At 43.4% G+C, this 23327-nt stretch carries 26 protein-coding genes; 9 read left to right on the forward strand and 17 right to left on the reverse strand.

What is annotated here, in order from left to right:
• The first annotated feature begins 67 nt into the window (after positions 1 to 67).
• From ACFOHL_RS16180 to ACFOHL_RS16195, 4 genes are read left to right on the forward strand one after another with little or no spacing between them, the layout of a single operon-like run.
• Entirely contained in the window at positions 68 to 1282 is a 1215-nt protein-coding gene (locus ACFOHL_RS16180) for a helix-turn-helix domain-containing protein (RefSeq protein WP_376921276.1), read from the forward strand.
• A gap of 55 nt (positions 1283 to 1337) precedes the next feature.
• Positions 1338 to 2045, forward strand: a complete 708-nt coding sequence (locus ACFOHL_RS16185; protein ID WP_376921277.1) for a DUF445 domain-containing protein — start codon at positions 1338 to 1340, stop codon at positions 2043 to 2045.
• Entirely contained in the window at positions 2046 to 2855 is an 810-nt protein-coding gene (locus ACFOHL_RS16190) for a thioredoxin family protein (protein ID WP_376921278.1), read from the forward strand.
• A gap of 12 nt (positions 2856 to 2867) precedes the next feature.
• Positions 2868 to 4325, forward strand: a complete 1458-nt coding sequence (locus tag ACFOHL_RS16195) for a PQQ-dependent sugar dehydrogenase (protein WP_376921279.1) — start codon at positions 2868 to 2870, stop codon at positions 4323 to 4325.
• On the opposite strand, the gene ACFOHL_RS16200 is transcribed toward ACFOHL_RS16195, so the two are convergent.
• From ACFOHL_RS16200 to ACFOHL_RS16210, 3 genes are read right to left on the reverse strand one after another with little or no spacing between them, the layout of a single operon-like run.
• Entirely contained in the window at positions 4317 to 5594 is a 1278-nt protein-coding gene (locus ACFOHL_RS16200; protein WP_376921280.1) for a TRAP transporter large permease, read from the reverse strand. The two genes, ACFOHL_RS16195 and ACFOHL_RS16200, sit on opposite strands and share 9 nt — an antisense overlap.
• 17 nt (positions 5595 to 5611) lie before the next feature.
• Entirely contained in the window at positions 5612 to 6160 is a 549-nt protein-coding gene (locus ACFOHL_RS16205; protein WP_376921281.1) for a TRAP transporter small permease, read from the reverse strand.
• Complete coding sequence (locus ACFOHL_RS16210) at positions 6138 to 7094, reverse strand: sialic acid TRAP transporter substrate-binding protein SiaP (RefSeq protein ID WP_376921282.1); 957 nt, start codon at positions 7092 to 7094, stop codon at positions 6138 to 6140. Before ACFOHL_RS16210 ends, ACFOHL_RS16205 begins: the two co-directional genes overlap by 23 nt.
• Positions 7095 to 7257: 163 nt before the next feature.
• Here ACFOHL_RS16210 and ACFOHL_RS16215 point away from each other — a divergent pair, with 163 nt between their 5' ends.
• Positions 7258 to 8133, forward strand: coding sequence for an EamA family transporter (locus tag ACFOHL_RS16215; protein ID WP_376921283.1), 876 nt, complete (start codon positions 7258 to 7260; stop codon positions 8131 to 8133).
• Between the two features lie 14 nt (positions 8134 to 8147).
• On the opposite strand, the gene ACFOHL_RS16220 is transcribed toward ACFOHL_RS16215, so the two are convergent.
• The 5 genes from ACFOHL_RS16220 to ACFOHL_RS16240 all read right to left on the reverse strand — a co-directional run bounded on the left by ACFOHL_RS16220 (position 8148) and on the right by ACFOHL_RS16240 (position 11800).
• On the reverse strand, positions 8148 to 8579 hold the full coding sequence (locus tag ACFOHL_RS16220) for a DUF3859 domain-containing protein (protein WP_376921284.1): 432 nt from the start codon (positions 8577 to 8579) through the stop codon (positions 8148 to 8150).
• Between the two features lie 12 nt (positions 8580 to 8591).
• Positions 8592 to 9611, reverse strand: coding sequence for a beta-N-acetylhexosaminidase (gene nagZ / locus ACFOHL_RS16225; protein ID WP_376921285.1), 1020 nt, complete (start codon positions 9609 to 9611; stop codon positions 8592 to 8594).
• 62 nt (positions 9612 to 9673) lie between these two features.
• Positions 9674 to 11185 (reverse strand): carotenoid oxygenase family protein, encoded by a 1512-nt coding sequence (locus ACFOHL_RS16230; RefSeq protein ID WP_376921286.1) that lies wholly within the window; start codon positions 11183 to 11185, stop codon positions 9674 to 9676.
• Between the two features lie 8 nt (positions 11186 to 11193).
• On the reverse strand, positions 11194 to 11628 hold the full coding sequence (locus tag ACFOHL_RS16235) for a DUF2141 domain-containing protein (RefSeq protein WP_376921287.1): 435 nt from the start codon (positions 11626 to 11628) through the stop codon (positions 11194 to 11196).
• A 13-nt stretch (positions 11629 to 11641) separates the two neighbouring features.
• On the reverse strand, positions 11642 to 11800 hold the full coding sequence (locus ACFOHL_RS16240) for a hypothetical protein (protein ID WP_376921288.1): 159 nt from the start codon (positions 11798 to 11800) through the stop codon (positions 11642 to 11644).
• Positions 11801 to 11885: 85 nt separating this feature from the next.
• Between ACFOHL_RS16240 and ACFOHL_RS16245 the strand changes: the two genes are divergently transcribed.
• The gene (locus ACFOHL_RS16245) at positions 11886 to 12686 is read left to right on the forward strand and encodes a LytTR family transcriptional regulator DNA-binding domain-containing protein (RefSeq protein WP_376921289.1); all 801 of its coding nucleotides are present in this window, start codon (positions 11886 to 11888) and stop codon (positions 12684 to 12686) included.
• 145 nt (positions 12687 to 12831) lie between these two features.
• Positions 12832 to 13398, forward strand: a complete 567-nt coding sequence (locus ACFOHL_RS16250) for a helix-turn-helix domain-containing protein (protein ID WP_376921290.1) — start codon at positions 12832 to 12834, stop codon at positions 13396 to 13398.
• Between the two features lies 1 nt (position 13399).
• On the opposite strand, the gene ACFOHL_RS16255 is transcribed toward ACFOHL_RS16250, so the two are convergent.
• The 7 genes from ACFOHL_RS16255 to cyaY form a co-directional block, all read right to left on the reverse strand.
• Positions 13400 to 14755: a nucleobase:cation symporter-2 family protein gene (locus ACFOHL_RS16255; protein ID WP_376921291.1), complete on the reverse strand. Its 1356-nt coding sequence runs from the start codon at positions 14753 to 14755 to the stop codon at positions 13400 to 13402.
• A 45-nt stretch (positions 14756 to 14800) separates the two neighbouring features.
• Positions 14801 to 15973 (reverse strand): heme biosynthesis HemY N-terminal domain-containing protein, encoded by a 1173-nt coding sequence (locus ACFOHL_RS16260; protein WP_376921292.1) that lies wholly within the window; start codon positions 15971 to 15973, stop codon positions 14801 to 14803.
• A complete protein-coding gene (locus ACFOHL_RS16265) occupies positions 15970 to 17118 on the reverse strand; it encodes a uroporphyrinogen-III C-methyltransferase (protein ID WP_376921293.1) in 1149 nt (382 codons plus the stop codon). Before ACFOHL_RS16265 ends, ACFOHL_RS16260 begins: the two co-directional genes overlap by 4 nt.
• A 94-nt stretch (positions 17119 to 17212) precedes the next feature.
• Positions 17213 to 17911: a uroporphyrinogen-III synthase gene (locus ACFOHL_RS16270; RefSeq protein ID WP_376921294.1), complete on the reverse strand. Its 699-nt coding sequence runs from the start codon at positions 17909 to 17911 to the stop codon at positions 17213 to 17215.
• Positions 17912 to 17926: 15 nt separating this feature from the next.
• The gene (hemC, locus tag ACFOHL_RS16275) at positions 17927 to 18874 is read right to left on the reverse strand and encodes a hydroxymethylbilane synthase (RefSeq protein ID WP_376921295.1); all 948 of its coding nucleotides are present in this window, start codon (positions 18872 to 18874) and stop codon (positions 17927 to 17929) included.
• Between the two features lie 75 nt (positions 18875 to 18949).
• Positions 18950 to 19621: an alpha/beta hydrolase gene (locus ACFOHL_RS16280; protein ID WP_376921296.1), complete on the reverse strand. Its 672-nt coding sequence runs from the start codon at positions 19619 to 19621 to the stop codon at positions 18950 to 18952.
• 13 nt (positions 19622 to 19634) lie between these two features.
• A complete protein-coding gene (gene cyaY, locus ACFOHL_RS16285; RefSeq protein WP_376921297.1) occupies positions 19635 to 19961 on the reverse strand; it encodes an iron donor protein CyaY in 327 nt (108 codons plus the stop codon).
• A 91-nt stretch (positions 19962 to 20052) separates the two neighbouring features.
• Between cyaY and gmk the strand changes: the two genes are divergently transcribed.
• Positions 20053 to 20688, forward strand: coding sequence for a guanylate kinase (gene gmk / locus ACFOHL_RS16290; protein WP_376921298.1), 636 nt, complete (start codon positions 20053 to 20055; stop codon positions 20686 to 20688).
• A 51-nt stretch (positions 20689 to 20739) separates the two neighbouring features.
• On the opposite strand, the gene ACFOHL_RS16295 is transcribed toward gmk, so the two are convergent.
• Positions 20740 to 21243, reverse strand: coding sequence for an Lrp/AsnC family transcriptional regulator (locus ACFOHL_RS16295; RefSeq protein ID WP_376921299.1), 504 nt, complete (start codon positions 21241 to 21243; stop codon positions 20740 to 20742).
• Positions 21244 to 21364: 121 nt separating this feature from the next.
• Between ACFOHL_RS16295 and ACFOHL_RS16300 the strand changes: the two genes are divergently transcribed.
• Entirely contained in the window at positions 21365 to 22348 is a 984-nt protein-coding gene (locus tag ACFOHL_RS16300; protein WP_376921300.1) for a DMT family transporter, read from the forward strand.
• On the opposite strand, the gene ACFOHL_RS16305 is transcribed toward ACFOHL_RS16300, so the two are convergent.
• Complete coding sequence (locus tag ACFOHL_RS16305; RefSeq protein WP_376921301.1) at positions 22291 to 23205, reverse strand: LysR substrate-binding domain-containing protein; 915 nt, start codon at positions 23203 to 23205, stop codon at positions 22291 to 22293. The genes ACFOHL_RS16300 and ACFOHL_RS16305 overlap by 58 nt on opposite strands.
• Between the last annotated feature and the right edge of the window lie 122 nt (positions 23206 to 23327).

Below are 23327 nucleotides of genomic sequence, written 5' to 3' on the forward strand. Positions count from 1 at the left end.
AGCTCGCACTAATGAATATGAGGAGAAAGAGTGGGTATAGTGTTACTTTTAATAAAAAGTGGTCGCGATGTTTACAGAAAGTAGCGTGTTGAAAGCGCCTCTGGTTTTTTCCTTAAGCATGATGACTTTTGGGCAGTGTGTGCTCTGTGTATCTATGTTGATTTCCAATTTACGTGAACACGCCTCTAACATAATCCTTACCGTGTTTTTCTCAATTAGTGGAATGCTCGCGATTACCCCTGTTGTCGAGATGATATTGCCGAATCACTTAGTGACCTATTTTTCTTTAAGCCTACTTGGGTGGCTGATGCTAGCGCCTAGTTTGTGGTTGTATGTGCAAGCAATGACATCTACTGAGCCTTGGAAGCTGAGCTTAAAAATGGCCTATCATTTTAGCCCAGCTGTGTTGGGCATCTTGGTCAGCGTATTGATTTTGAACTTAAGTGAACAAGAAGCTCATGATATTTTTATTGCAGGCAAGGATATAAACGAGGGCTATTTACTTACCGTTGTTGTCGCTTTGTTCATCACAGTGCTTTTCTGGATAGTGCAGACCACCTATTACAGCGTTAAGATTGTCAGGCAATTATTGCATTACCAAGCTTTGCTTAAATCGTTATTCGCCAACAATGAAAACCGTGAGTTGCTATGGGTTTATTGGGTATTGTGCGCGGTAGTATTGTCATGGTTATCGCTGTTAACCCTGATATTGATCGATATGTCCGGTACTGGCATAAAAAATGGTGTGTTGCTTGGTGTCGTTTTCTCACTTGTGATGGTCTGGACTTTGGCCTATTGGGGGCTGCGGCAAAAGCCGGGCTTCGAGGGGCGTTATTTGATTGCAGAATCGCAAGCTGAGGCTGAGATAAGTCAGGATAAACATGGTACAGGAGAAAGTGCGTCACCAGCAAAAAAGAAATATGCACGTTCTGCGCTTGGAGCAGAGCAATCGGAGCGAATTGCTAAAAAGATAAAGATAGCAATGGAAGAGGATCAGTTACACCTTGACCCCAATATTTCATTGCATATATTGGCCAAGCATGTGGCCATTTCGCCAAACTATATTTCGCAAACACTTAACGAAACGATGGAGACAACTTTTTTTGACTTTATCAACAAGTGGCGAATCGAAACGGCTAAGCCCATGATTATTGCAAATGAAGACAGTGTGCTTAACATAGCTTACGCAGTAGGATTTAATGCACGTTCTTCTTTCTATAAAGTATTTAAACGAGAGACGGGTCAAACGCCCACAGAATACCGCAAGTCAAATGGTAGCTGATCGAAACCCTAGACAAATTGAGGTGTTTTTTAATGTTGAATAATAAGGAATGTAAGTGAATAAGAGTGTTGTAACGAATATCGTAGCTTTGTTGGTACTTGTATTAGGGCTGTATTTGCAAATAGATGTGCTATTCGTTGTTGGTGTATTTGCTTTAGCTGGGGCAATAACAAACAGTCTAGCCGTACATATGCTGTTCGAAAAAGTACCCGGCTTGTATGGCTCTGGGGTGATTCAGATTAAGTTTGAACAATTTAAGCTTGGCATACGATCTTTAGTCATGGAGCAATTTTTTAGCTTGGAGAATATTGAAAAACTTGTTCAAGCGCAGGCAGCTTCAAACTCGAGCTTAGATCTTCAGGCTGTTATCGAGGACACAGATTTATCCCCTGCCTTTGACTCATTAGTGAGCACTATCAAAGCCAGCTCTTTTGGTGGTATGTTAAACATGTTCGGCGGTGAAGAGGCCCTGACGCCATTGCGTGAACCTTTTATTGAAAATCTAACTGCTTCTGTTGTGCAAATTAGTCAATCAGATGACTTTAAAGACAAACTGAAGCTAGCGGGCACGCACACTTACGATCCGCAAGCCATGCACAAGAAGATAAACGCACTTGTCGAAAGTCGCTTAGATGAGTTAACGCCTGCGATGGTAAAGAGCATAATTCAACAAATGATAAGAAGTCACTTAGGCTGGTTAGTCGTATGGGGCGGATTTTTTGGCGGGCTAATAGGCTTATTGGCACATTTACTGGGTATATAAATGATAAACATAAAGTTAGGCTTGAGCCGTTTGTTGCTGGGTAGTTTTGTTGTTATCTGCGCATGTTCTGTATGTGTGTTTGCTGCAGATGACAATACTGTGGTTTTTGATGAGTTTCAGTATTTGCCTTCTGATACGGTTAGCCAAGACATTAATTCTGCGTTGTCCAAAGCTAAGCAAAGTAACAAGTTGTTTTTGCTGGTTTTTGGCGCACAATGGTGCCATGACAGCCGAGGCTTGGCGGCGAAGTTTTCTGATAAAACGATGTATTCTCTATTACAAGCCAACTACGAAATCCTATTTGTTGACGTAGGTTATTTGGAGGACAAGCGTGCGCTCATGCAGCGTTTTTCATATCCAGGGTATTTTGGCACACCCACTTTATTAGTGATTGAGCCAAACAGTGAGCGCTTACTTAATTACGATTCAGTCAGTAAGTGGCAGAGTGCAGATTCAGTGCCTATGGATGATTACCTCAGTTACTTTGCCGATTTTCCGAATAGATTGCTCAATGAACTAAGCCCTGCCATAAGTGAGTATTATGCGTCTCAGATTGAGGCTTTTGAAAATCGCCAAATTGAGCGTTTGTTTCACGCATACAGTAAACTTGGCCCTATGCTAAAGGGATACAAAGAAGACACGCTCGACTCTGACGAGGAGTTTAATGCTGCATGGGTAGAAGTCCGAAAATTTAGAACACAACTTCAGCAAGATTTAATTTCTCTGAGGCATCAAGCACAGTTGCAAGACAAAACAAACCGTAGGCAGCCACTAGTATTGCCTAAGTATCCAGAATTTACGCACCTATAGGATTATAGAAGTATGACCGTTACAACTTTTCTCAGCAACAATCAGCCACATTCTCCTTTATCTGCTAAGTTTATTCAAAGCAGTAAAATCGCCGTTGCATCCCTTGCCTTGTTTTTTGGATTGAGTGGCTTAAGTCATGCTCAAGAAAAAGTTGAAGCGCTTTATCAGGCTAACTGTGCATCGTGTCACGGTGCCAAATTAGCAGGTGGTATGGCAGACTCATTGCTAAATGATAAGTGGTTAAAAGATGGTTCTCCAGCATCACTGACGCAAATTATTAAAAAGGGCGCCGCCAATTACGGTATGCCTGCTTGGGAGTCAGCCCTATCTGATGAACAAATTCGTTCATTAGTCATTTACATCAATGAGCAGCGTTACAAGATTGCGCGAGAAGCAAGTAAAGGCGATACGCAAGCCAAAACTATTACATCTTTGGGGCATACATTTAACATAGAAACACTACATGTGGCTGACAGCATATTGTGGGCACTAGAGCACTTGCCTGATGGCTCTATGTTGGCAACACAACGAAATGGCGAATTGTTGCATATTTCAACTAGCGGCGAATTGATTAACAAAGTGAAAAACTTGCCTGCTATTTGGCAAAATGGTCAAGGCGGTTTGTTAGATATTACCTTGCATCCAAACTTTGATAAAAATGGCTGGATTTATCTGTCTTACGCGAGCTCGAAGGATGGAAAAAATGGCACAACTAAAATCGCTCGAGGGCGAGTCAAAGATAACACATGGGTCGATCATGAAGATATATTCGTAGTGGCGGATGAGGCGCACACTAGTTCGCGTCGTCATTTTGGTTCTCGCATCGTTTTTTCTGAGGGTTATGTATATTTTGGTTTTGGTGACAGAGGGGATAGACCTAGTGCTCAGGATATGAGCTTACCAAATGGCAAAGTATTTCGTTTACATGACGACGGCCGCATTCCCGAAGACAATCCTTTTATGGCGCAAAAGGATGCGTTGCCAGGCATTTGGAGTGTAGGTCATCGCAACCCTCAAGGCATGGTGGTAGAGCCTAGCTCAGGGCGTATTTGGCAGTCGGAACACGGCCCAAGAGGAGGGGACGAAGTGAATGTTATTCACAAAGGTGCAAATTATGGCTGGCCAGTAATTACTTACGGTATGAATTACAATGGGACGCCGATTACGCATTTAACAGAAAAAGAAGGTATGGAACAACCTAAGCATTACTGGGTGCCGTCTATTGCAGTTGCGGGCATCGATTTTTACGATGGCGATATGTTTACGCAATGGAAGGGTAAAATGCTCGTGGGCGGCATGGGCATCCAGGAATTGCAGCTATTGACCACCCAAGGAGAAAAGGTTGAAAAGGTTGAGCGGATCTTATCTGACCGAGGTCGTATTCGCGATGTGAGTGTTGCATCCGATGGCGCAATAATACTTGTCGTCACGATAGACGGGAAAGGGCATGTTTTGCGATTGTCAGTATAAGAGCCCAGGTAGCCAAAGCGTAAGTGCTGGCACGAGCATAATCAGGAACAACACGAATACTAAGGGTAACAAAAACGGCAATGTTGCCTTTGCGCAGCGTTCTATTGGCACCTCTGAGACTTGGGAAAGGACAAAGAGTACCATCCCTAGTGGCGGCGTGAGTAGGCCTATCATTAAGTTTAGCACCATGATAACGCCAAACTGAACTGGGTCGATACCAGCAGAAAGTGCAATCGGCAAGAGAATGGGGGTGAGAATGGTAATTGCCGCGATGGTTTCCATAAAGCAACCGACGACAAAAAGTATGAGGGTTATAGTAAGTAAAACGGCATATTTATTTCCCTCTGCAAAGCCTAATGAGTCAGCGACAATTTGATGTATGCCCTGACTTGTCAACACCCAAGAAAATATTGCGGCACCACCAATGATTAACATGATACTGCTGGTTGTTTCAATCGTGTCGAAAGAGACTTTAAGTAAGCCCCTAAGACTCAGCGTTCTATACCATAAACTACTGAGTAAAAATGCGTAAACGCAAGCGACGACGGCTGCTTCGGTCGCGGTAAAAAATCCGCTCAAAATTCCGCCTACGATAATGACAGGGGCAAGTAATGAGGGAAATGCTTTTTTGAATGTAAGAAGTATTCGACCCAATGAGAATTTTGCGTCTTTGGGGTAGTGCCGTTTACGCGCATAGATCGTCACCATGATAGATAGCGCTAAAGCCATCAATAAGCCGGGAATAATACCAGCAGCAAAGAGTTGACCAATTGAGACGCCCGCAATAACTCCGTAAATAATCATCGGTAAACTGGGTGGAATAATCGGCCCTATCGTAGAGGAGGCGGCGGTGAGTCCGACCGAAAAATCCGCATCGTAGCCTTTGCTTCTCATCGCCTTAATTTCGATTGCGCCTAAGCCTCCCGCATCGGCTACGGCAGCCCCTGACATGCCGGAAAATAAAATTGATGCACCGACGTTAACATGACCCAAGCCACCCCGGAGCCAGCCCATAAGTGCGCCTGCAAAATCGAATATCCGCTTAGTGATTCCGCCTTGGTTCATTAATGCGCCAGCGAGAATAAAAAAGGGTATCGACAACAAGGGAAAACTATCCATGCCTCCGACCATTTGATGTAATACAACCAAGTCGGGAATACTGCCCTCAATAAGGATAGCGACTAATGAGGCGATAGCCAGCGCAAATGCAATAGGTACGCCGAGTAAGATGAGCAAAAATAAGGTGATGAAAAGTGCGGCAATGATCATGGCGAAATGCTTACTCGTTAATTGGGTAGGTGTGGTTTAGCGGCATGTTTAAAGCTGGTAATTGTGTGCATGGATGAACGCAGTAAACACGCTAACAATGCCAAACCTACTAGCCCATATAGTGCGCTAATAGAAAAGGCGAGAGAACTCATTTCATGGCTACTTAGCAGTGGCATGATCTTGACACAGGTATAAAGTAAAAAAGCTAAAAATACTGTGTTGATAAGTGAGAGTATGCTCATAACTGTTGACTTCAATACTTGTGGAATAAAGCGCTGGAAATATACAAAGCTGATATGCGTGTTTTTCCTAAAACCGATAGACGCACCCACAAATGCCAGTACTACTAACTGATATCTAGCGACCTCTTCTGTCCATCCTAGTGGCGCATTGAGCACGTAGCGACTAAGTACTTGTGCAACTAGCACTAGCGCCAGCGTAAAAAACAATAACAAAGACAACCAGTCTTCAAGCCCGATCGACGAAAAGTCAAGCTGCTCGTCTTTTGGGTCATCCCAGTTAATGTCGTCTGTGACTTTGTCGCTAGAGGGCTTGGATGCGTGCATAGATATCCCTGTCGTACGAAAATGTGGTGTGTTCATAAAATTTCAGCACTTTTTGACGAAATGCTTCTCTATCAACTTGATTGATAGTGACCCCTTGTTTTTCAAACCATGACGATAAGTTCTGCTCGTTAAATCGCACTTCTTCCGAGGTTTTTTCAGCGGCCAAGTTGAGCACTTCACGAAAAATTTTACGATCATCTGCAGATAACTCAGCCCATGTGCGACCGCTGACGACGGCCAAGATAGAGCCTAGTATGTGACCCGTTAAATTGATATGACTTTGTACCTCATAAAATTTCTTGGCTTTAATCGTGGGCAAGGGGTTTTCTTGAGAGTCCACGACCCCTTGCTGAATAGCTAAATATACTTCTGAAAACGAAATTGGACTGGGCTTAGCGCCCAAAGAAAGCGGGAATAATTGGTACACCGCTGCACCTGGTACTCTGATTTTTAAGCCTTCAATATGCTCTGGGCTCGTGACAGGACGGTTCGCCGTTAAATGACGCTCACCATAATAGCTAGAACTGACGATCAAGTTTCCGCCTGATAGCTGTTCATACTCTTTGCTTATCTTGGCAAATACCTCAGACTGGATAAAACGTCGCCAATGCTGATAGTCTTCAAAGATGTATGGCATCTCGGATAAGCCAAGCGGCTTATAAAGTTGTGAGGCAAAGCTGGTACCTGTGTATATAATGTCCAATGAACCAAGACTCAGGCTTTGGTTAATGTGTCCTTCTTTTCCCAATGATGATGAAGGGTAGACCTCAATTTTATAGCGTCCAGCCGTACGTTCAAATATTTGCTCACTAGTCCATAACGCCCACTTGTGAAGAGGATGAGAAGGCTCATATACGTGCGCCCAGCGAATGATCCGCGTATCTATCGAGTCAGGATTGGCGTCTTCGGATTCTGCACTAGCCTGAAAAGACAAACACAAAGCAAAGGCTAAATACAAACAACGGATAAAGATAAGTTCAACCTCAAATGTAAATAAAATGTATATGATTTAGGTTATCTCATGCACCTATCAATATGCAATGTAAATGTTTTATGCATTATACTTATCTCGCATCTTGAATCAGGAATACACAAGCATGGCATGGATATTTTTTACACTCTTGGCGGCGTTTATGCAGAGTGGTCGCAACGCCTTGCAAAGCAGGTTAAGTGCCGAAGTGAGTACCTCAGGCGTGACTTTAGCAAGATTTGTATTTGCCTCGCCTATCGCATTCCTCTATTTGTCTGGTTTATATATTTTTTCTCCTCAGATATTCCCAGAATTTTCTTCGGCGTTTTTGACCTATATTTTGGTCGCCTCATGTTTACAGATTATCGCAACTGCCTTAATGGTTGTGTTGTTTAAACAAAAGAATTTCTCTGTTGGTGCGGGGCTAGCCAAGAGTGAGGCTTTGGTCGCAGGTGTAATTGGCATGTTGTTTTTTGGTAGCCAATTGAGTGTCTTAGGCTGGGTAGGTATTCTCGTTGGCACCCTTGCCGTATTTGTGCTGAGTGGTGTCCTAAAAAAAGGCTCTTTTAGTTTTAGCACCGTTATTATTGGCTTAGCGTGTGGGGCGAGTTTTGCGATGACTTCTTTGTACATAAGAGAAGCGTCGCTTGCGCTAAATTTGCCGTTTCCGCACAATGCTGCATGGGTATTGCTACTTGTTCTGTGTATTCAAACTGTATTATTGACGATCTACATTGCTTACACAGAGCCGCGTACCTTTGGACAGCTTAAGCTGCACAAAAAGTTAACGGTTGCGACAAGTTTTACCAGTTGTATAGGATCTATCGGTTGGTTTAGCGCTATGTCATTGCAGTATGTTGCCTATGTAAAAACGCTAGGACAAATCGAGGTGTTGTTTACGATTTTACTATCAACCTTGTGGTTAAAGCAGCGGGTAAGAGCGCATGAATTTGCGGGCTTGTTGTTAATTTCCCTGGCCGCAGTTTTGGTAATGTGGCAGTAGTCGCTGCGAATGCTTTAATATCCGCGTTTTTTCCAAAACTGAATCTCGCCATCGCCATGCTCTTTGGCTACGCTGAATGTTTTTTCAGCGATGCATTTATCCTTATAAGAAAGCATCATATGCCAGTCACCTTCGGCATTTTCAATGGGCTCCCATATTGTATCGCCTAGATAAAATTCCCAATCATTGGTACGCACGTACACCTCTCCTTCGAAAGGAGGCATGGGTCGTCCCTTTTTGTCGCACACATCAGGGTGATAGATAATCCAATCGAGACATATTCCTTTGCCGCGTTTTACTTGTAAGATCAGACCAAACTCAATGTCGAGGACAGCGGGAATATTGGTTGTAAATGTTTTTATTTTTGGAAGCTTTTTGCTACTTTCATCCCAGCCGTCATAAATGCCATAGCTATGTATTTCAAAACTGGGTTTTTGTTTAGCCATTTTTACCTTTTGTTATTTCAACAACACTTTTAGTTGCGCTTGCAATTCGTCGAGTCCATTTAAGGACATGTCTTGCTGTGAGGGTGTCATTTGAGCTTGTTTTTCCGCTCGAATAGCGCGTTCAAAAGCTTTTCCAGTCAGCGGTGTTGCAACAGACAGTAAGCTTTTCATTTCTTCAAAGTTACCACTGCAGTGCAGTACCATATCAGCACCAGCTAGCAGTGCCTTAGTCGCGCGCTCAACAATGCTGCCGGATAAGGCATGCATATTGATGTCATCCGTCATGATTAAGCCGTCGAAACCAATTTGCTCGCGCATTACTTGGTACATCGTTGGGCTGATACTTGCGGGCAAGTCTTTGTCGAATGCAGAAAAAACGACATGCGCGCTCATTGCCATTGCTGGTTTTGATAATGATTTAAAGGGTAAAAAATCGGTAGTGAGTGCTTCTTTACTTGCGTGAACTATGGGCAGACTAAAGTGACTGTCTGATTGGGCGCGTCCGTGGCCTGGCATATGCTTAATGACAGGTGCGACGCCCGCATCTAAAAGTCCATTAATGACTTCATTACCCAATGCTGAGACTTGTTCATGTGTCGAGCCCAAACCACGTTCGTGGATAATACTTGCCGAATTGGCTTGCGCAATATCAAGCATCGGGGCGCAGTTGATGTTGATACCGCATTGTTTGAGTTCGTAGCCAATAAGCAAATTGTTGAGGTAGCAAGCTTTGAGTGCACGTGTTCGGTCTAGTTTATATAGTTGAGCAAATATACTCGGGCTGGGAGGAATGCGCCAGTGAGGGGCGGGTAACCTAGACACGCGTCCCCCTTCTTGATCGATCAGTACAGGCGGCTCGTCTTGCTGGGCAACTTGCCTAATTTGCTCAATAAGGTTTGATAGTTGGTTTGGGGATGCGATGTTTCTTGAAAATAAAATAAAGCCCCAAGGCGCCAAGTCGCGAAATAAATCGATTTCTTCCACAGTTAGGTTTGTACCCGAAACCCCAACTATGATGTTGTTTTTTGGCAAGCTCGTGCCTTTTTGCAAAATTTGATAAGTCCCGCAAGTTTCTCATACTAGCAAATTAAGTTTCAAGCGCTGATAAAATTACCGTGAAAACCAAGTGGCAGATGATAGGGTAGCCAAGCACGCGCCATCGGACCGTCTTCAATATGTTTCATAGAGAAAACATTTAAACAAGTGCGCTTTGTCGGCACATGCAAAGCGCTGCCGATAACATACCCGTCTTCGATGCCTTTTGGACAAACAGGAATATGTTCTTCTACTAAATACTCTTGCCCATAGTTAAATCGTGCACGTGTTTCGCTTTTTAAATCACGTACAACGACCGCATTGTTCCAAAAGCTATCCGCATCATTCGACAAGTGAAACAGATAGCGATTTTGTTGACCTGTTAGGTGACTACATACGCGTGGAAATTCACTGATATCATCATACTTTGTTTGAGAGACGCGACCATTTTTGTGTAAGCTAAATAAGTGTGTATAACCGTGTGTCGGCGTATCTACTTTTTTGCCAGACATAATGTCCGATAGTTCGTGCAAAATACCGACGTCTTGATACAAACTCGCATCGAAATGGATGTGCCCTTGTTTGTCTTGCCAAGCATTCCCAAAATGAAAAGCAAAGCCGGGAGGCAACTCGTATCGACGCTCTACATGCAAATTATTTTTGTCGACGACGAGAACTTGCATTGAAAGTTGTTTATCCATTGCAATTCCAGAAAACAAACCGTGCTCATCTGTCCGTCTTACTAGCGAGGGCAGTATCAACAATATATGTGTATTCGTGATTAAAAAGTCATGCAACATACCGCCTTTGTATTTAGTGGGTAGGAGTTGAATGTTCTTTATTTTGCCTTTAGGCGACAGATGATAAATGACAATGTGACCACTTGGGCTAAGGCCAAAGTTCCATATATCACCGTTTGCTTCTATTTTAGGATGAGCAGAAAAAGGAAGACCTGCTAGTTTGTTATGCATCTTGCTTCCATCACCTAAGTTTACAAAATGTTTAAACGCTAGGTTATTCGAGTCCAATGCACTTGCGGAGCCACCTTCCCACAATGCCCATAATTCCTCATTTACCGCAATTACATTTGTGTTCGCAGCATTGATATGGTCTGCGCTGGGCACAGGTAAACTATCTGCGATTTTGGTGTCGGGGCCAGAATATAAGAAGCGTCCTGCCGCTTCTTCTTTTTCAAATTTTGGGGTGCGAACAAAGCGACCAAAGTGTTGAAGCTTGCCCTCGTCAAAAGTAAATTTTTGTATCATGCCATCGCCCTCAAATAGATGTCGATAGCGAATGTTTCCGCGTGCATGTCGTGCGGGACCGTTGCGAACAAAGCTCCCTTTAAGATCACTAGGAATCACGCCTTCTATTTCTAAATTGCAGCGCGGGAAATCTTTTTCGGTATTGGAAAAGCCTATCAGCGACGCATCGCTACTGAGGGCATCATTGAACAACTGTTTTGTATTGACTAACTGCATACCACTTTTTAAATTAGCTATAGCTGAGAGGGGAACGATCCCTGTCATGCCTAATGCAGTCATTTTTTTGATAAAGTCTCGACGTTTCATATTCTTACCTAGTAAATGACATGAGTGGTATTTGACGTCGTCTCTGTCGCCTCATCTACGACGAACTTGATTTCGTCATACTGTACTGGACCAAAGTTAGGTTTAGCATCGTTTGAAAAGCCATAACCTTCTGAGGGCAGACCAAATAAATTAGTGTCTAATTGACCATTGTCATTTTCATCGTGAAAAAATCGCAAGGCATATTCCCCTGCGTCGATGTTATTGAAAGTTACAGTCTTTGAGTGGCTATCAGCGGTGACTATGGTGGCTGCTCTGGCTTTACCGTTGTGGTAATCCTCTTCGCCTTTAAATAACTGAATGTACAGTTTGCCTTTGTTGTCTTTGATACCATCGATATGGAAATCTATTGTTGAAGCGAGTGCATGAGTGCTGAATACTGCTGTACTTGCAACGAGTGTCAGTGTGGAAATCAATCTTTTCATTTTTTATCCTCTTTTAATTGGGGCTGAGTTCATACATCGTGTTCAAGTCAACTAAACGCGTCAGGTAACTGTCGATAGCGCTATGTTGCTCAAGGTTAGCGAATGTAAAATTGCCTTGAGTGAGAGAAACGATAAAATGAGGTAAGTTGCGCGGCAAGGCAGAGTTCGTCAACGGTGCTGAATACTTCGTGGACGATACAGAATTTTGTCAATGCACATTCACGAATCGTGAATTAATTACAATAAATCAGTGTTTTATGAAAAAATTTATCAACCACAATATCTTCAAAAATGTGCTTCTCATGACCGTTATTGGTCTTGTATTGGGTGCGCTAAGGCCATTTGGGATGGTCGATATTCCCGTATATTTGAGTATGTCCTTTTGGGTACTTACTTGTATTCTTGGTTACGGTATTTATGCACCCATCATCGTATTATCTGTGGAATCATTAAAAAGGCGATTGCATCGTCAATGGTTAAGGGTGGCGATTGGGGCTTTTGGGGCTAGCGTGATCATGACTGCTGTTGTGCCAATAATAACTTGGTTATTTTTTGCTTATGAAGTTAATTTTGTCGATCGGTTTATGGAATTGTTTCCACGTACAATTTTAGTAGGTACTGTCATCACGGTTGTCTCACTAATGCGTACTCACATCGATACACAAAAAGCGGCGCTAACGCAAACTGAAGAAGCTTTAAACAGTGCGTTAGTGGTACAACAAGATGATATGGACTCAGCCAGTAGACAGTTTATGGCACAGTTGCCGATTGAAAAACAAGGCGATCTTTTGTGTTTGCAAATGGATGACCATTACATAAAAGTGTACACAGAAAAAGGTCATCACATGCTGTTGATGCGATTTAAAGATGCATTGTTGGCACTTAAACACTACCCCGGTTATCAAACTCATCGCTCATGGTGGGTTGCTCACCAAGCAATTTCGCAGGTAAAAAGGGAGGAACGTCGCTTGACCTTAACTCTCACAAATGGTCTGCAGGTGCCCGTATCTAAAACCCACATCAAGGCGATAAAAGAAGCGGGTTTTGTGGCTTCATAAAATCTGAGCAGCTAAGTGCGGTTAAGCCTTCAATTTGCAAGCTTAAATATTATACCTAAGTATAGACGTGAGGGTATGCAATATCTCGCTTGGATTTAGGAACTTTGCTATCTTTTGTGTATGAGTCGGGTGTAGAAATCAATCTATGAAATCATATACAAGCGGTGAAGTGGCTGAGATTTGTGATGTTACTTCACGAACCGTCGTTCGTTGGATAGCCGCAGGTAAATTACCGGCTTTTAAACTTCCAGGACGAGGAAATAACAGGGTAAGCGAAGAGGCATTAGTCGCATTTTTACTCGACAACCACATTCCCTTGCCAACTGAATTACAGCCAGCCTTGGATCGCCATTGTGTCATGATGGCCAGCGATAGGTACTTAGTACGTCATGTAAAACGCATCATTCGAGATGTAGATTATATAACCTATTGCTACGACAACGGTTTGGAAGCCGGTTTTGAAATTGCCAGCAAAAAGCCCACTTTGATCATTATTGATGATGAGCTCGCTTCTATTTCCGCTGATCAAGTGACCAAGCAAATCGCGAGTTTGGAAGATTATAACCCAACGATTATCGTATTTTCCAGCCATGCTGATGCCTTTGAACTGCCATCTGAGATACAAGATATACAGGTTTTGCCTAAGCCGCTTGATCTCAATTATTTTTCAAATTTAGTTGAACATGGCACGGCTCAGTTGAGCTTTCAATAAATCATTTTGTAGATTCTTCTCCAAATGTTTTAGTATTTTCGGGTACGACAACACTCATAATAATCGCTATAAAACCTGCTGTTGTGACGGCTGACGACAGTATGTTTTTGAGCAAAGGCGGTAAACTTTCTATTGCGTTGGGTACCATAAGTACACCCAATCCAGCGCCCAAGGATGTTGCGATTATTAAGGATTTTCTTCTGTCTATGGGTTCGCTTCCTAGGATCTTGATGCCGGCAACGGCGATTGTCGCAAACATGACTAAGGTTGCCCCTCCTAGTACAGGTTTTGGTATCGCTTGCAATACCCCGCCTACTACCGGAAACAGACCCAGCAACACGAGCAAGCCAGCAATGTAGAAAGCGACATGTCGACTTGTGACTCCCGTCATTTGAATGACCGCATTGTTTTGACCGAAAGTGGTGTTAGGGAAGGTATTGAAAATGGCTGCCAGTGCTGAATTCAGTCCATCAGCTAAAATACCGCCTTTGATACGAGTGAAATATTCCTTTCCTTTTATCGGCAGGCCACAAAATAAACTGTTTGCGGTAATGTCACCAGAGGTTTCGAGGGCGGTTAAGAAGTATATCAGCGCCACTGGGACAAATACTTCCCAGTCAAAAGCAAAACCGTATTTAAAAGGCACTGGCACACTCACACTCGGCAGTGCGATAAGCCCGTCGAATGAAAGCAAGCCCATAAAGTAAGCTACAGTGGTACCGGCAATCATCCCTGTCATAATCGCAGATAACCTGATCCAAGGGTTCTTCGATACGTTCATACCGATAATGATGATCAGCACAAAAACGCCCAAACCTAAGTTTTCAATATTGCCAAAACTTTCGCTTCCATAACCCCCTGCGAGGTCGGTTATCCCGACTTTGATCAAGCTGATCCCAATAGTGGTGATGACGATGCCAGTTGTAAGGGGAGTGATGATGCGTTTCACTTTATCTACAAACTGGCTGACGATGATTTCAATGAATGCCCCAACAAAGCATATTCCATACATTGTTGCTAAAATTTCCTCGTTGCTGCCCCCTTTTGCTTTAACAGCAAAGCCTGCGACAAGCAAAGCACTGACAAAGGCAAAACTGGTGCCTTGAACGGCAATTAAACCACAACCGACTGGGCCAAATGTTTTTGCTTGAATAAAGGTGGATATACCAGAAATAAACAAGGCCATACTAATTAAGTAGGGTATTTCTGCAGTCAGGCCTAGAGCCGAGCCAATAATCAAGGTGGGGGTGATGATACCCACAAAACACGCAAGGATATGTTGTAAAGCCGAAGTGAGGCTTTGCTGGATATTTGGTTTATCGTGCAAAGCAAACAATATTTCACTGTTTTTATTCATGTATTAATCCCTTAATTGTTGTCAGCCTTGAGGCAAGAGGGTTAATTAGTGGCGACTATCAACGGACAAAGATGAGTGGGTTAATAGTTTTTTATAAAGTACATTTGCTTGGTCATAGCAAGCTTGCTGTTCCAATATCGCAGCGAGTAATAACACATCCTCATTGTTTTGCCTAAGCTCCAAAGCTTTGTTGATGGCTCGTTGAGCCAAGGCATAATCTTTTGAATTAAAGGCCAAGTGCGCTAACACCGAGTAATATTCTGGGGCGTCGGCCTGTGATTTTATCTTTTGCTCAATAAACTTAATTGAAGCAGCGGGGTTGGCGTGTTGCAGCTGCTTAAACAAACCCAAAAAAGCCGCGTGAGTATGTTTTTTGGCGCAGTCTATTAAAACCGTTTCTGCTTCTTGATGAAGGTTTTGATCCATTAACAGTTGAATGTAGCATAGTTGATTTGCCAGATCTTTTTTAGCTGCACGTGATAAATTTGCCCACTTTTCTTTCAGCGCGTTTGCGCCGCTTTTACTTGCTATTTCTGCAAATTCTCCGTGAGTCGCCCGCTGCGCCCATTCAATATAGGTGTCGCCTAAATTCTTTTTGTGTTGCGTAATTAAATCCTTTATCTCCAGCCATCGATCTTGTTTGGCAAGGGCAGCGAGTTTAGCGTTTACCACTATTGGTGTTTGTTGCGCTTTATTAGGGAGAGCGTCGAGCGTCTGTAAGGCTGCTTTAGGTGACGTATTCAACAAGAGCTGCGCACGTTTGATAGTGAGGTAAAGCGCTGGCTTGTCCTCGTCACAATATGACAGCAAGCGCAGGGCTTTTTCAGGTTTGTCTTTGTGTAACTCGCTTGCGAGTAAATAGTTTGTGCCGTTGTAGTCTCCACCAAAGCTTTTCTCAATATTGTTTTTGGCGGCTTCTGTATCACCAATTAAGTAGGCATTGAGTGCGGTGTAAAAGGCTTTGTTTTGTTGTCTGCTACTTAAAGCGCCCAGCCAGTTCTTTGAGCCTGACAAGCTGCGTATTATCTTTTTTACCGACCATTCTAGTAGCCAAAAAAGGATTATCACAATAAAAGCAATGATGAGGCTACTGATCAGTGTTAATTCAATAACTGTGCTTTCTGTGGCAATGACGACGCGACCTTCATAGCCGATCAAGTTGTGCCCTAGCAGCAGTGCCGCAAAAAGTAGGAGCAACACTAAAATGAACTTGATCATTCTGCATCATCTCCTATCGCTGTGTTCAAACGCAATCTTTGCTCGGTGATATCTTTAAGCAAGGACTGCGAGAGCAAGCTATCGGGGTAAACTTTTTTAAAGTCGGTATTTCGCAAAGTTTGCAACGCGCTCAAGAACCGTTCAACTTGAGGGGAGTCTAATGAGTAGTGCTCTGCAGTCAGTTGACCTGCCTCGTCGATACTTTGCTCGAACAAAACCACAGCCTCGGTTAACACAGCGCTTTGAGCACGAGACAAGGCGTGTTTGAGTTGTTGTTCGATCAGCCACTGTTGCCTTTCTGCTAAGTAGGGTTCGATTGGCGCGTCAACGTGCTTGATACTGATAAAGTCACCAACGATGGCGCGCCATGTGCGCGATAAGTTTTCTTTCCAATCTGCGGGGTCTGAGGACAAGGTGAGATCTTCCTTTTCCGTCGTTTCTGGCAGGACAAAGGTGTTGAGTGGCAGTGAGTTAACTTGTGTCAGCATTCCGCCAAGGGTTAAGGCGATAGAGGTAAGGGATGTTGGGTTAATTTGCTCAAGTGCCGCGATATCACTGGCAATAGCGGTTCGAAGCGGGAATAGAGCTGGATCATTTAAGTCAGTCACGCGGGCATCAGCTTCGTTTAACAATGCGATAGCGGTGGCGTGGTCGTTTTCCAAATATAATTTGCGACCAGCTAAGTTCACTAGGTAGTTTGCTTCGGCGAGTAACCAATCTGAAGGTCTTCGTCCAGACAATTCGGCCAGTTGTTTTTGCAAAGCCTTATTTATTTCTTGAGTAGATTTAAGTTCGTCATAAAGCGCAGCAAGGTTGTTTGAAAAAACAGTGTTTTTTTCTTGGAAGTCTTCTGTAGTGCGGGTATTGGCACTTGATAAACGACTTAGCCCTTGTTCTAAAGCAATGAGTTTCTCGTCTTTACTTTCTACAGATTGTTGATATTGATCCCATGCCCAATACCCAGCTGCACCAACACCACATAACATCATTAGGTTTAAGATGGTGATAAACCAAAGAGCCCCAGTTTTAGCCTGCTTACTTTTCGGTGCTTGAAGTGGCGTATGCGTGTACTCAGCTTCTATTTCAAGCGCTTCAGTTTGCTCTGATCCAACTGCTTCGGTATTTTCGGGCTTGGTATCCGACATTCAACACTCCTGAAAAGAATATGCTCTATTTTAAGGCGATAATTCGCAATGGCTTTTTCATTTGCCTGCAACGCAGAGCAGCAGAACCTTGTTATTATAAGATAGACTTTGCAACATCCATAATGGCTGAATCTTCTGCGCTATCACTCACCCACACGTTTTCGATATTTTTACTCTTCAGAAAATCAGCGATGCGATGACTAGCAGCGATCCACTTTTTGTCGAACAACCATTGCTCCGAAAAGCATGCAAATAACTGTGTTGCTATTTCTACACTGGTAACAATAATACACGTTATTGGCTGTTCCTCAACTTGTCTGATGAGTTGTTGGTCACAGTTACCTTGCCTTTCGTATACAGCCAGTGCATCGACCGTCGCCCCTTTATTACAAAGGCTGGTTTCCAATAAATCACGGCCGCCTTTGCCCTTTACAATTAGTACACGTTTAGCTTTTAGGTCTTGAAGTATGGGCAGTGCCAATACGCCTTCAGAATTCTGTTGCGTGGCTTGAATAAGCTGTTTCACCCATGGCAACTTTGCTTGCTGAATCGCATGCGTTGTGGCTTGTCCAATACTGATTGTCGCTTCTTTACAGATAAATTTATGCTGAGTTAACCAGCCGAGCGTATAAGTACTGGTTACAATTACAATATCATAAGTTTGTCTTGGCAGCTGGGCATCGAGTATAAGTTGGATATTTATGGCAGGATACTTACAGCAAGGTAAGTGCTCACTTTTAAATAAACTTACACTCTTGCTAGCTTTGGGTTCGGGGCGAGTGACTAATAGCACAAGCTACATTCTGCCTTATCCGTGAGAAAGAGCCAGAGAGGCAAGAATTTCACCTGCACCTTGTGCAAGTAAATCCTCTGCTAGCGCAATACCGATCGGCTCAGGCTGATCCAAGTGACCGTGCGCAGAAGCGCGAAGTACAGTTTTGCCGTCGGGACTAGCGACCAAGCCTCTAAGTTTTAGTTCCTCACCTTGCAGTTTTGCAAAGCTACCAATGGGTACTTGGCATCCACCCTCGAGCCTTGCATTCATTGCACGTTCCGCTCTCACTCTCAGGGCTGTCTCTGGGTCGTTCAAGGGCTGCAACAAATCAATCAGCGTATCATCATCATTCCTGCATTCAATGCCCACGGCACCTTGTCCCACAGCAGGTAGACAAATGTCTTCACTTATTTCGTGATTTATCCGGGATTGCATTTCAAGGCGAATGAGGCCGGCGGAGGCAAGAATAATTGCGTCGTAATGTCCAGCGTCTAATTTCGCGAGTCGAGTGTTTACGTTTCCGCGTAGATCGCTGATTTGTATATCAGGACGAAAGTGACGCAATTGTGCTTGTCTACGTAAGCTAGATGTACCGACAACAGCGCCCATAGGCAAAGACTCAAGAGACGCTACCGTATTTGATACGAAGGCATCAAAAGGGTTTTCCCGAGGACAAATAGCGTGCAAGCCAAAGCCTTGTGGAAACTGCACCGGCACATCTTTCATCGAATGTACTGCCAAATCCGCGCGCCCTTCCTGCATAGCGAGTTCTAACTCCTTAATGAACAAACCTTTGCCTCCAATTTTGGCAAGTGGCGTGTCCAAAATTCTGTCACCCTGCGTAGACATGGGCAAAAGAATGACTTCCAAATCCTGATGGTAGTATTGTAAGCGTTCTTGAACATAACGTGCTTGCCACATGGCTAAGGCACTTTTTCGGGTTGCAATGCGAATGGTTCGTCTTGTAGACAAAAGGGTCACCTAAAACTGAATAACATCTGTTGCAGCGAATATTACCTAAATTGTGGTTTGGGGTAACCCTTTACGGTTATTTTTTTATTTTAATTGCTCAGAAATAAATGCCGCTATATCTTTAATCTCTGGTAAGCATACATTGTGTTGCATCATGTATTCTTTCCAAGTGACCTTGTAGCCGTTTTCGATGAGCACCTGATAAGCCGCTCTGCCTAAAAACAAGGGAACCACTTCATCTTGCTGTCCGTGACAACAAAGTATCGGAATAGATTGATTCGCCGAGTGTTTTTCCATCTGTAAGTTTTGAGGGGCGCACATGTATGTGGACAGTGCAACAATACCGGCAAGTGGTTTGTCAAAACGTGTCCCCAGCTCTAAGGCAATCACACCCCCTTGAGAAAAACCGGCGATCAGTATTTTATTTGAAGGTATGCCAGAGGCAATTTCTTGCTCTACTACCTGTGTTACAAGGCTTGCCGATTCTTTTACACCGCCCACATCTGCACGACTTTCCATATCCATCGATTTAATGTCGTACCATGCCCGCATTTCCATACCGTTGTTAATGGTTACTGGGCGTGTTGGTGCATGCGGAAAAATAAACTTAACCCCCAAAGAAGGATCGAGCTTTAGTTCTGGCGCGATAGGAGCAAAACCGTGACCGCTATCTCCTAAACCATGCAACCAAATAACCGTCGCTTGGTGAGTTCCTTGCGCAGCTTGTACTACTGCATCTAGTCCAGATTGAGGCATTTGAGTTCCTTGGTTAGCTGTTGAGGTCTAAAGTGACGTCGAAGCCTGCTTGTTTACTTACTGCTTCATCTAAGAAAGAAAAGAATTCAACACCGGTGCGTTCGTCTACCCATCTGCCATCTTCCTCATAGTTGAAATGATGGCCGTTGAATTTTGTTGCCATCCAAAGTTGTTGAAGAGGGGGCTGTTTGTTGAGCACAATTTTTGAACCGTCAGGTATGATTATTGTAAAAATATCGCCGTTGCTATCATAGTCAAAGGCTTGTTCTTGCGCATCTAATGCGTCTTCTAGGGCAATAAAAATATCATCAATGAGTTGGTCGTATTGGGCATCTTTCATTTTGTACTCCGTTGTTTCTGCCTCGCCAATCTTTATGTATATGCTACCATAAAGGAATTATTTCAATTAAAGATAGCGTGTTATCGGTTTTATGGTTCAACCTTTAGGTAATCTTTTTATTGTGGCGGCGCCTTCTGGTGCTGGTAAGTCTAGTCTAATCAATGCACTTTTGGAATCTGCCCCACAGCATAACTTATTAAATCCTCCAGAATTGTCGGTTTCTCACACGACTAGGCAAGCCCGTGAAGGAGAAATAGATGGTGTACATTACAATTTTGTTAGTGTCGATGTGTTTAAACAAATGATCCAGCAAGATGCTTTTTATGAACATGCAGAAGTATTTGGCAATTTTTATGGTACCTCTAAAGCGGCAATAAGTGACAAGCTCGATCAAGGGGTGGATGTATTTTTGGATATCGATTGGCAAGGCGCGCGGCAAATCAAGACGATATCACCTGAGGTTATCAGTATTTTTATATTGCCACCTTCTATCGCTATTTTAGAAGAGCGCTTGATAGGGCGCGGTAAAGATTCTGCTGATGTTATCAAAAAAAGAATGTCTCAAGCCAAAGACGAAATGTCGCATGCGGCTGAGTTTGACTACATCTTAATTAATGATAATTTTGAAGAAACCTTAAAACAACTAGCTAACATTGTCCTTGATAAAAGCTTGCGCGCTGATAAGCAACGCACCAGAAACGCCACTTTGCTGGAAACATTGCTTTAGCCCATGATAAAAAGCTTGGACTGTGCTGGTTAGTCAAGTTAAAAATTGTCGTCACAAAGGCAAAGGTGCACCTGATTTTACGGTGCGAATGGCAAAATTGCTCTGGATGTCTTTGACATGCGGCAACTGCTGAATTTGCTTTAACACTGATTCGTAGCCTTTTAGATTGGCTACGACCACCTCCAAACGATAGTCTGAAGCGCCGGAGACTTCATGACAACTTATCACATTGTCAAAAAGTACAACGTTGGCCTCGAACGCTGAAGTAGCTAATTCTTGGTGATTGTCAAGAGACACGTCCACAAACACGGTCATACCCAAGCCTACGGAATCACGATCCAAGGTAACGGAGTAACCTGTGATCACAGAACTTGCCTCAAGTTTTTTTACCCGCCGCAGGCATGGGGAAGGGGATAAATTTATTGCCTCAGATAGTTCAACGTTAGATAAGCGACCATCCCGTTGTAGTTCTTTTAAAATCTTTATATCTAGTGTGTCCATAGCAATATAGCGGATTAATTCAGTATTTTCATAATTTTTAGCAGATAATGCCAATTTAGTCTATTTTTAAGCTTGAAATAACAAGGACATGCCTCGCTATATTCATCCATAATTGTCGCATAAGGGTACACTCACCCCCCCAGCAACGATCATTATATCGACGAGGAATCACAGCATGTCGCAAGCAACGGCGTCAATCAAACCTGCACATTTTACCTTTGCCAATGGGTGGCAATTTAAATTGGGTATTGCAGCTTCCATCATTACTACTTTGATTTGGAGTGCTTTCTTTTTGGCTACGCGTGCGGGTGTGACATCGACTCTTACCTCTTTTGATTTAGCCTTGTTAAGATTTGGTTTTGCTGCGATTGTTTTACTCCCTATCACCCTGAGGCATTGGCCGTCGATTGTGGCGATCCCAAAGACATTATTGATTGGCATATTGGTAGGTGCTGGCGTGCCACTATTCTTTCTAATGAGTGTCGGCGCCGAGTTGGCACCCGCATCTCACGCTGGTTTAATTATTACTGGCACCACACCTATTTTTATTAGTCTTGCAGCGGTACTATTCTTCAAGGAAAAATTACGCAAACAAAAGATTATTGGCTTGTCTCTCATTGGCGCAGGTATTCTTGCCTTATTAGTACTGGCTTTTTGGGAAGGAGACACGAGTTATTGGAAGGGTGACGTGCTTTTCTTGTGCGCAGCGGCTTGTTGGGCAACGTTTTCTATTTGTATACGCGTAGCAGCATTACCGCCTCTGGCAGTGGCAGGTTTTTTAAGTTTGGTATCAACATTCATATTATTGGCTCTGTTAGCCCTCGGATTGGTAGATAGCGGCTTTACTGATGTAAGCGCAGAGCAGCTTGCTATTCAGGTACTTGTGCAGTCCTTAGGTGTTGGATTACTCGCCGCTTTTACTTATGGCTATGCTGTCAATAAAATCGGCGCTGAACGCAGTGCAGCAATTGGCTCTTTAACACCTGTGTTAGTGGGTGTGGCAGCCGTTCCTCTGTTAGGAGAAACACTCGGCCTATCATCGCTTGCGGGTATGATATTGGTATTTATTGGTGTGATCTTGTCTAGTGGTGTAAAAATCCCTCAGCTTGCCAAGTATTCTTCTAAAAATGTGACGCACACACGAAGCTTCGCTGAGTGAGATAAGCGCGTTGGGTAAACCGCCCAAATATTTGCTTCTTGCGTGTATTCAGGAAGAATTTGAACCATTTTACCAGAGGCTAAGTGCTGTTTAACGTCCCAAAGAGAACGCATGATGATACCTCTGCCGTGCAGTGCCCATTGCAGAATAATTTCACCGTGATTGGTAGATAGATGACCGCTAATCGGAAGAGAAAGTTCTTTGTTTGTGCCATCAAAACTCCATATACCAAAAGGGGAGTTTCTCTCACGGAGCACTAAGCAAGCATGCTTACTTAGGTCGTCGAGCGTTTTCGGCTCGCCGTGCCTCGCGAGGTATTCGGGGGCAGCACAAATTATTCGCTTGTTACGTTTGAGCATTTTGCATATGTGCTGTGTGGGTAAATCTTCACCCACTCGAATTTCCAAATCAAAGCCCTCTTGAATAATGTCGACAGCGCGATCAAATACGTCTAAGCGGACGTCAAGATCTGCATATTTGGTAGACAGTTCAGCTATTGCGGGAGCAACATGTTTTCTGCCAAAACCAAAGGATGAGCAAATATGCAAGTGACCTTGAGGTGTGTGTTGTGCATCAGTCAAATCGTCGACCATATCATCGATTTCAGCTAAAATCCGAATAGCTCTATGATAGGTGCGCTCGCCGTCATCGGTGAGTACGATCTTTCGAGTTGTTCGATGGAACAAACGCGTTTTCAAACTTGCTTCTAAAATCCCTATCCGTTTACTAACATAAGCAGGCGACTGTCCCAATTCTTCAGCCGCCGCAGCAAAACTGAGTTTGCGAACGACGGCTAAAAACACCTGTAAATCTTTTGGGTGGGGTAATTCGTTAAAACTTACACTTCCCTCTTTCATAGCGAGCGTTTGACTCCTAAGTCTTGTATTGAAAACTTATTGAATTTTTGCACTATTAAACACAAATCGTAATCTATATGTCTACATAATGATTTTTTATCTCTATTTTGTAAACTAGTAGG

Origin of the sequence: Agaribacter flavus (genome assembly GCF_042646125.1) — a bacterium.
Classification (GTDB): Bacteria; Pseudomonadota; Gammaproteobacteria; order Enterobacterales; family Alteromonadaceae; genus Glaciecola; species Glaciecola flavus.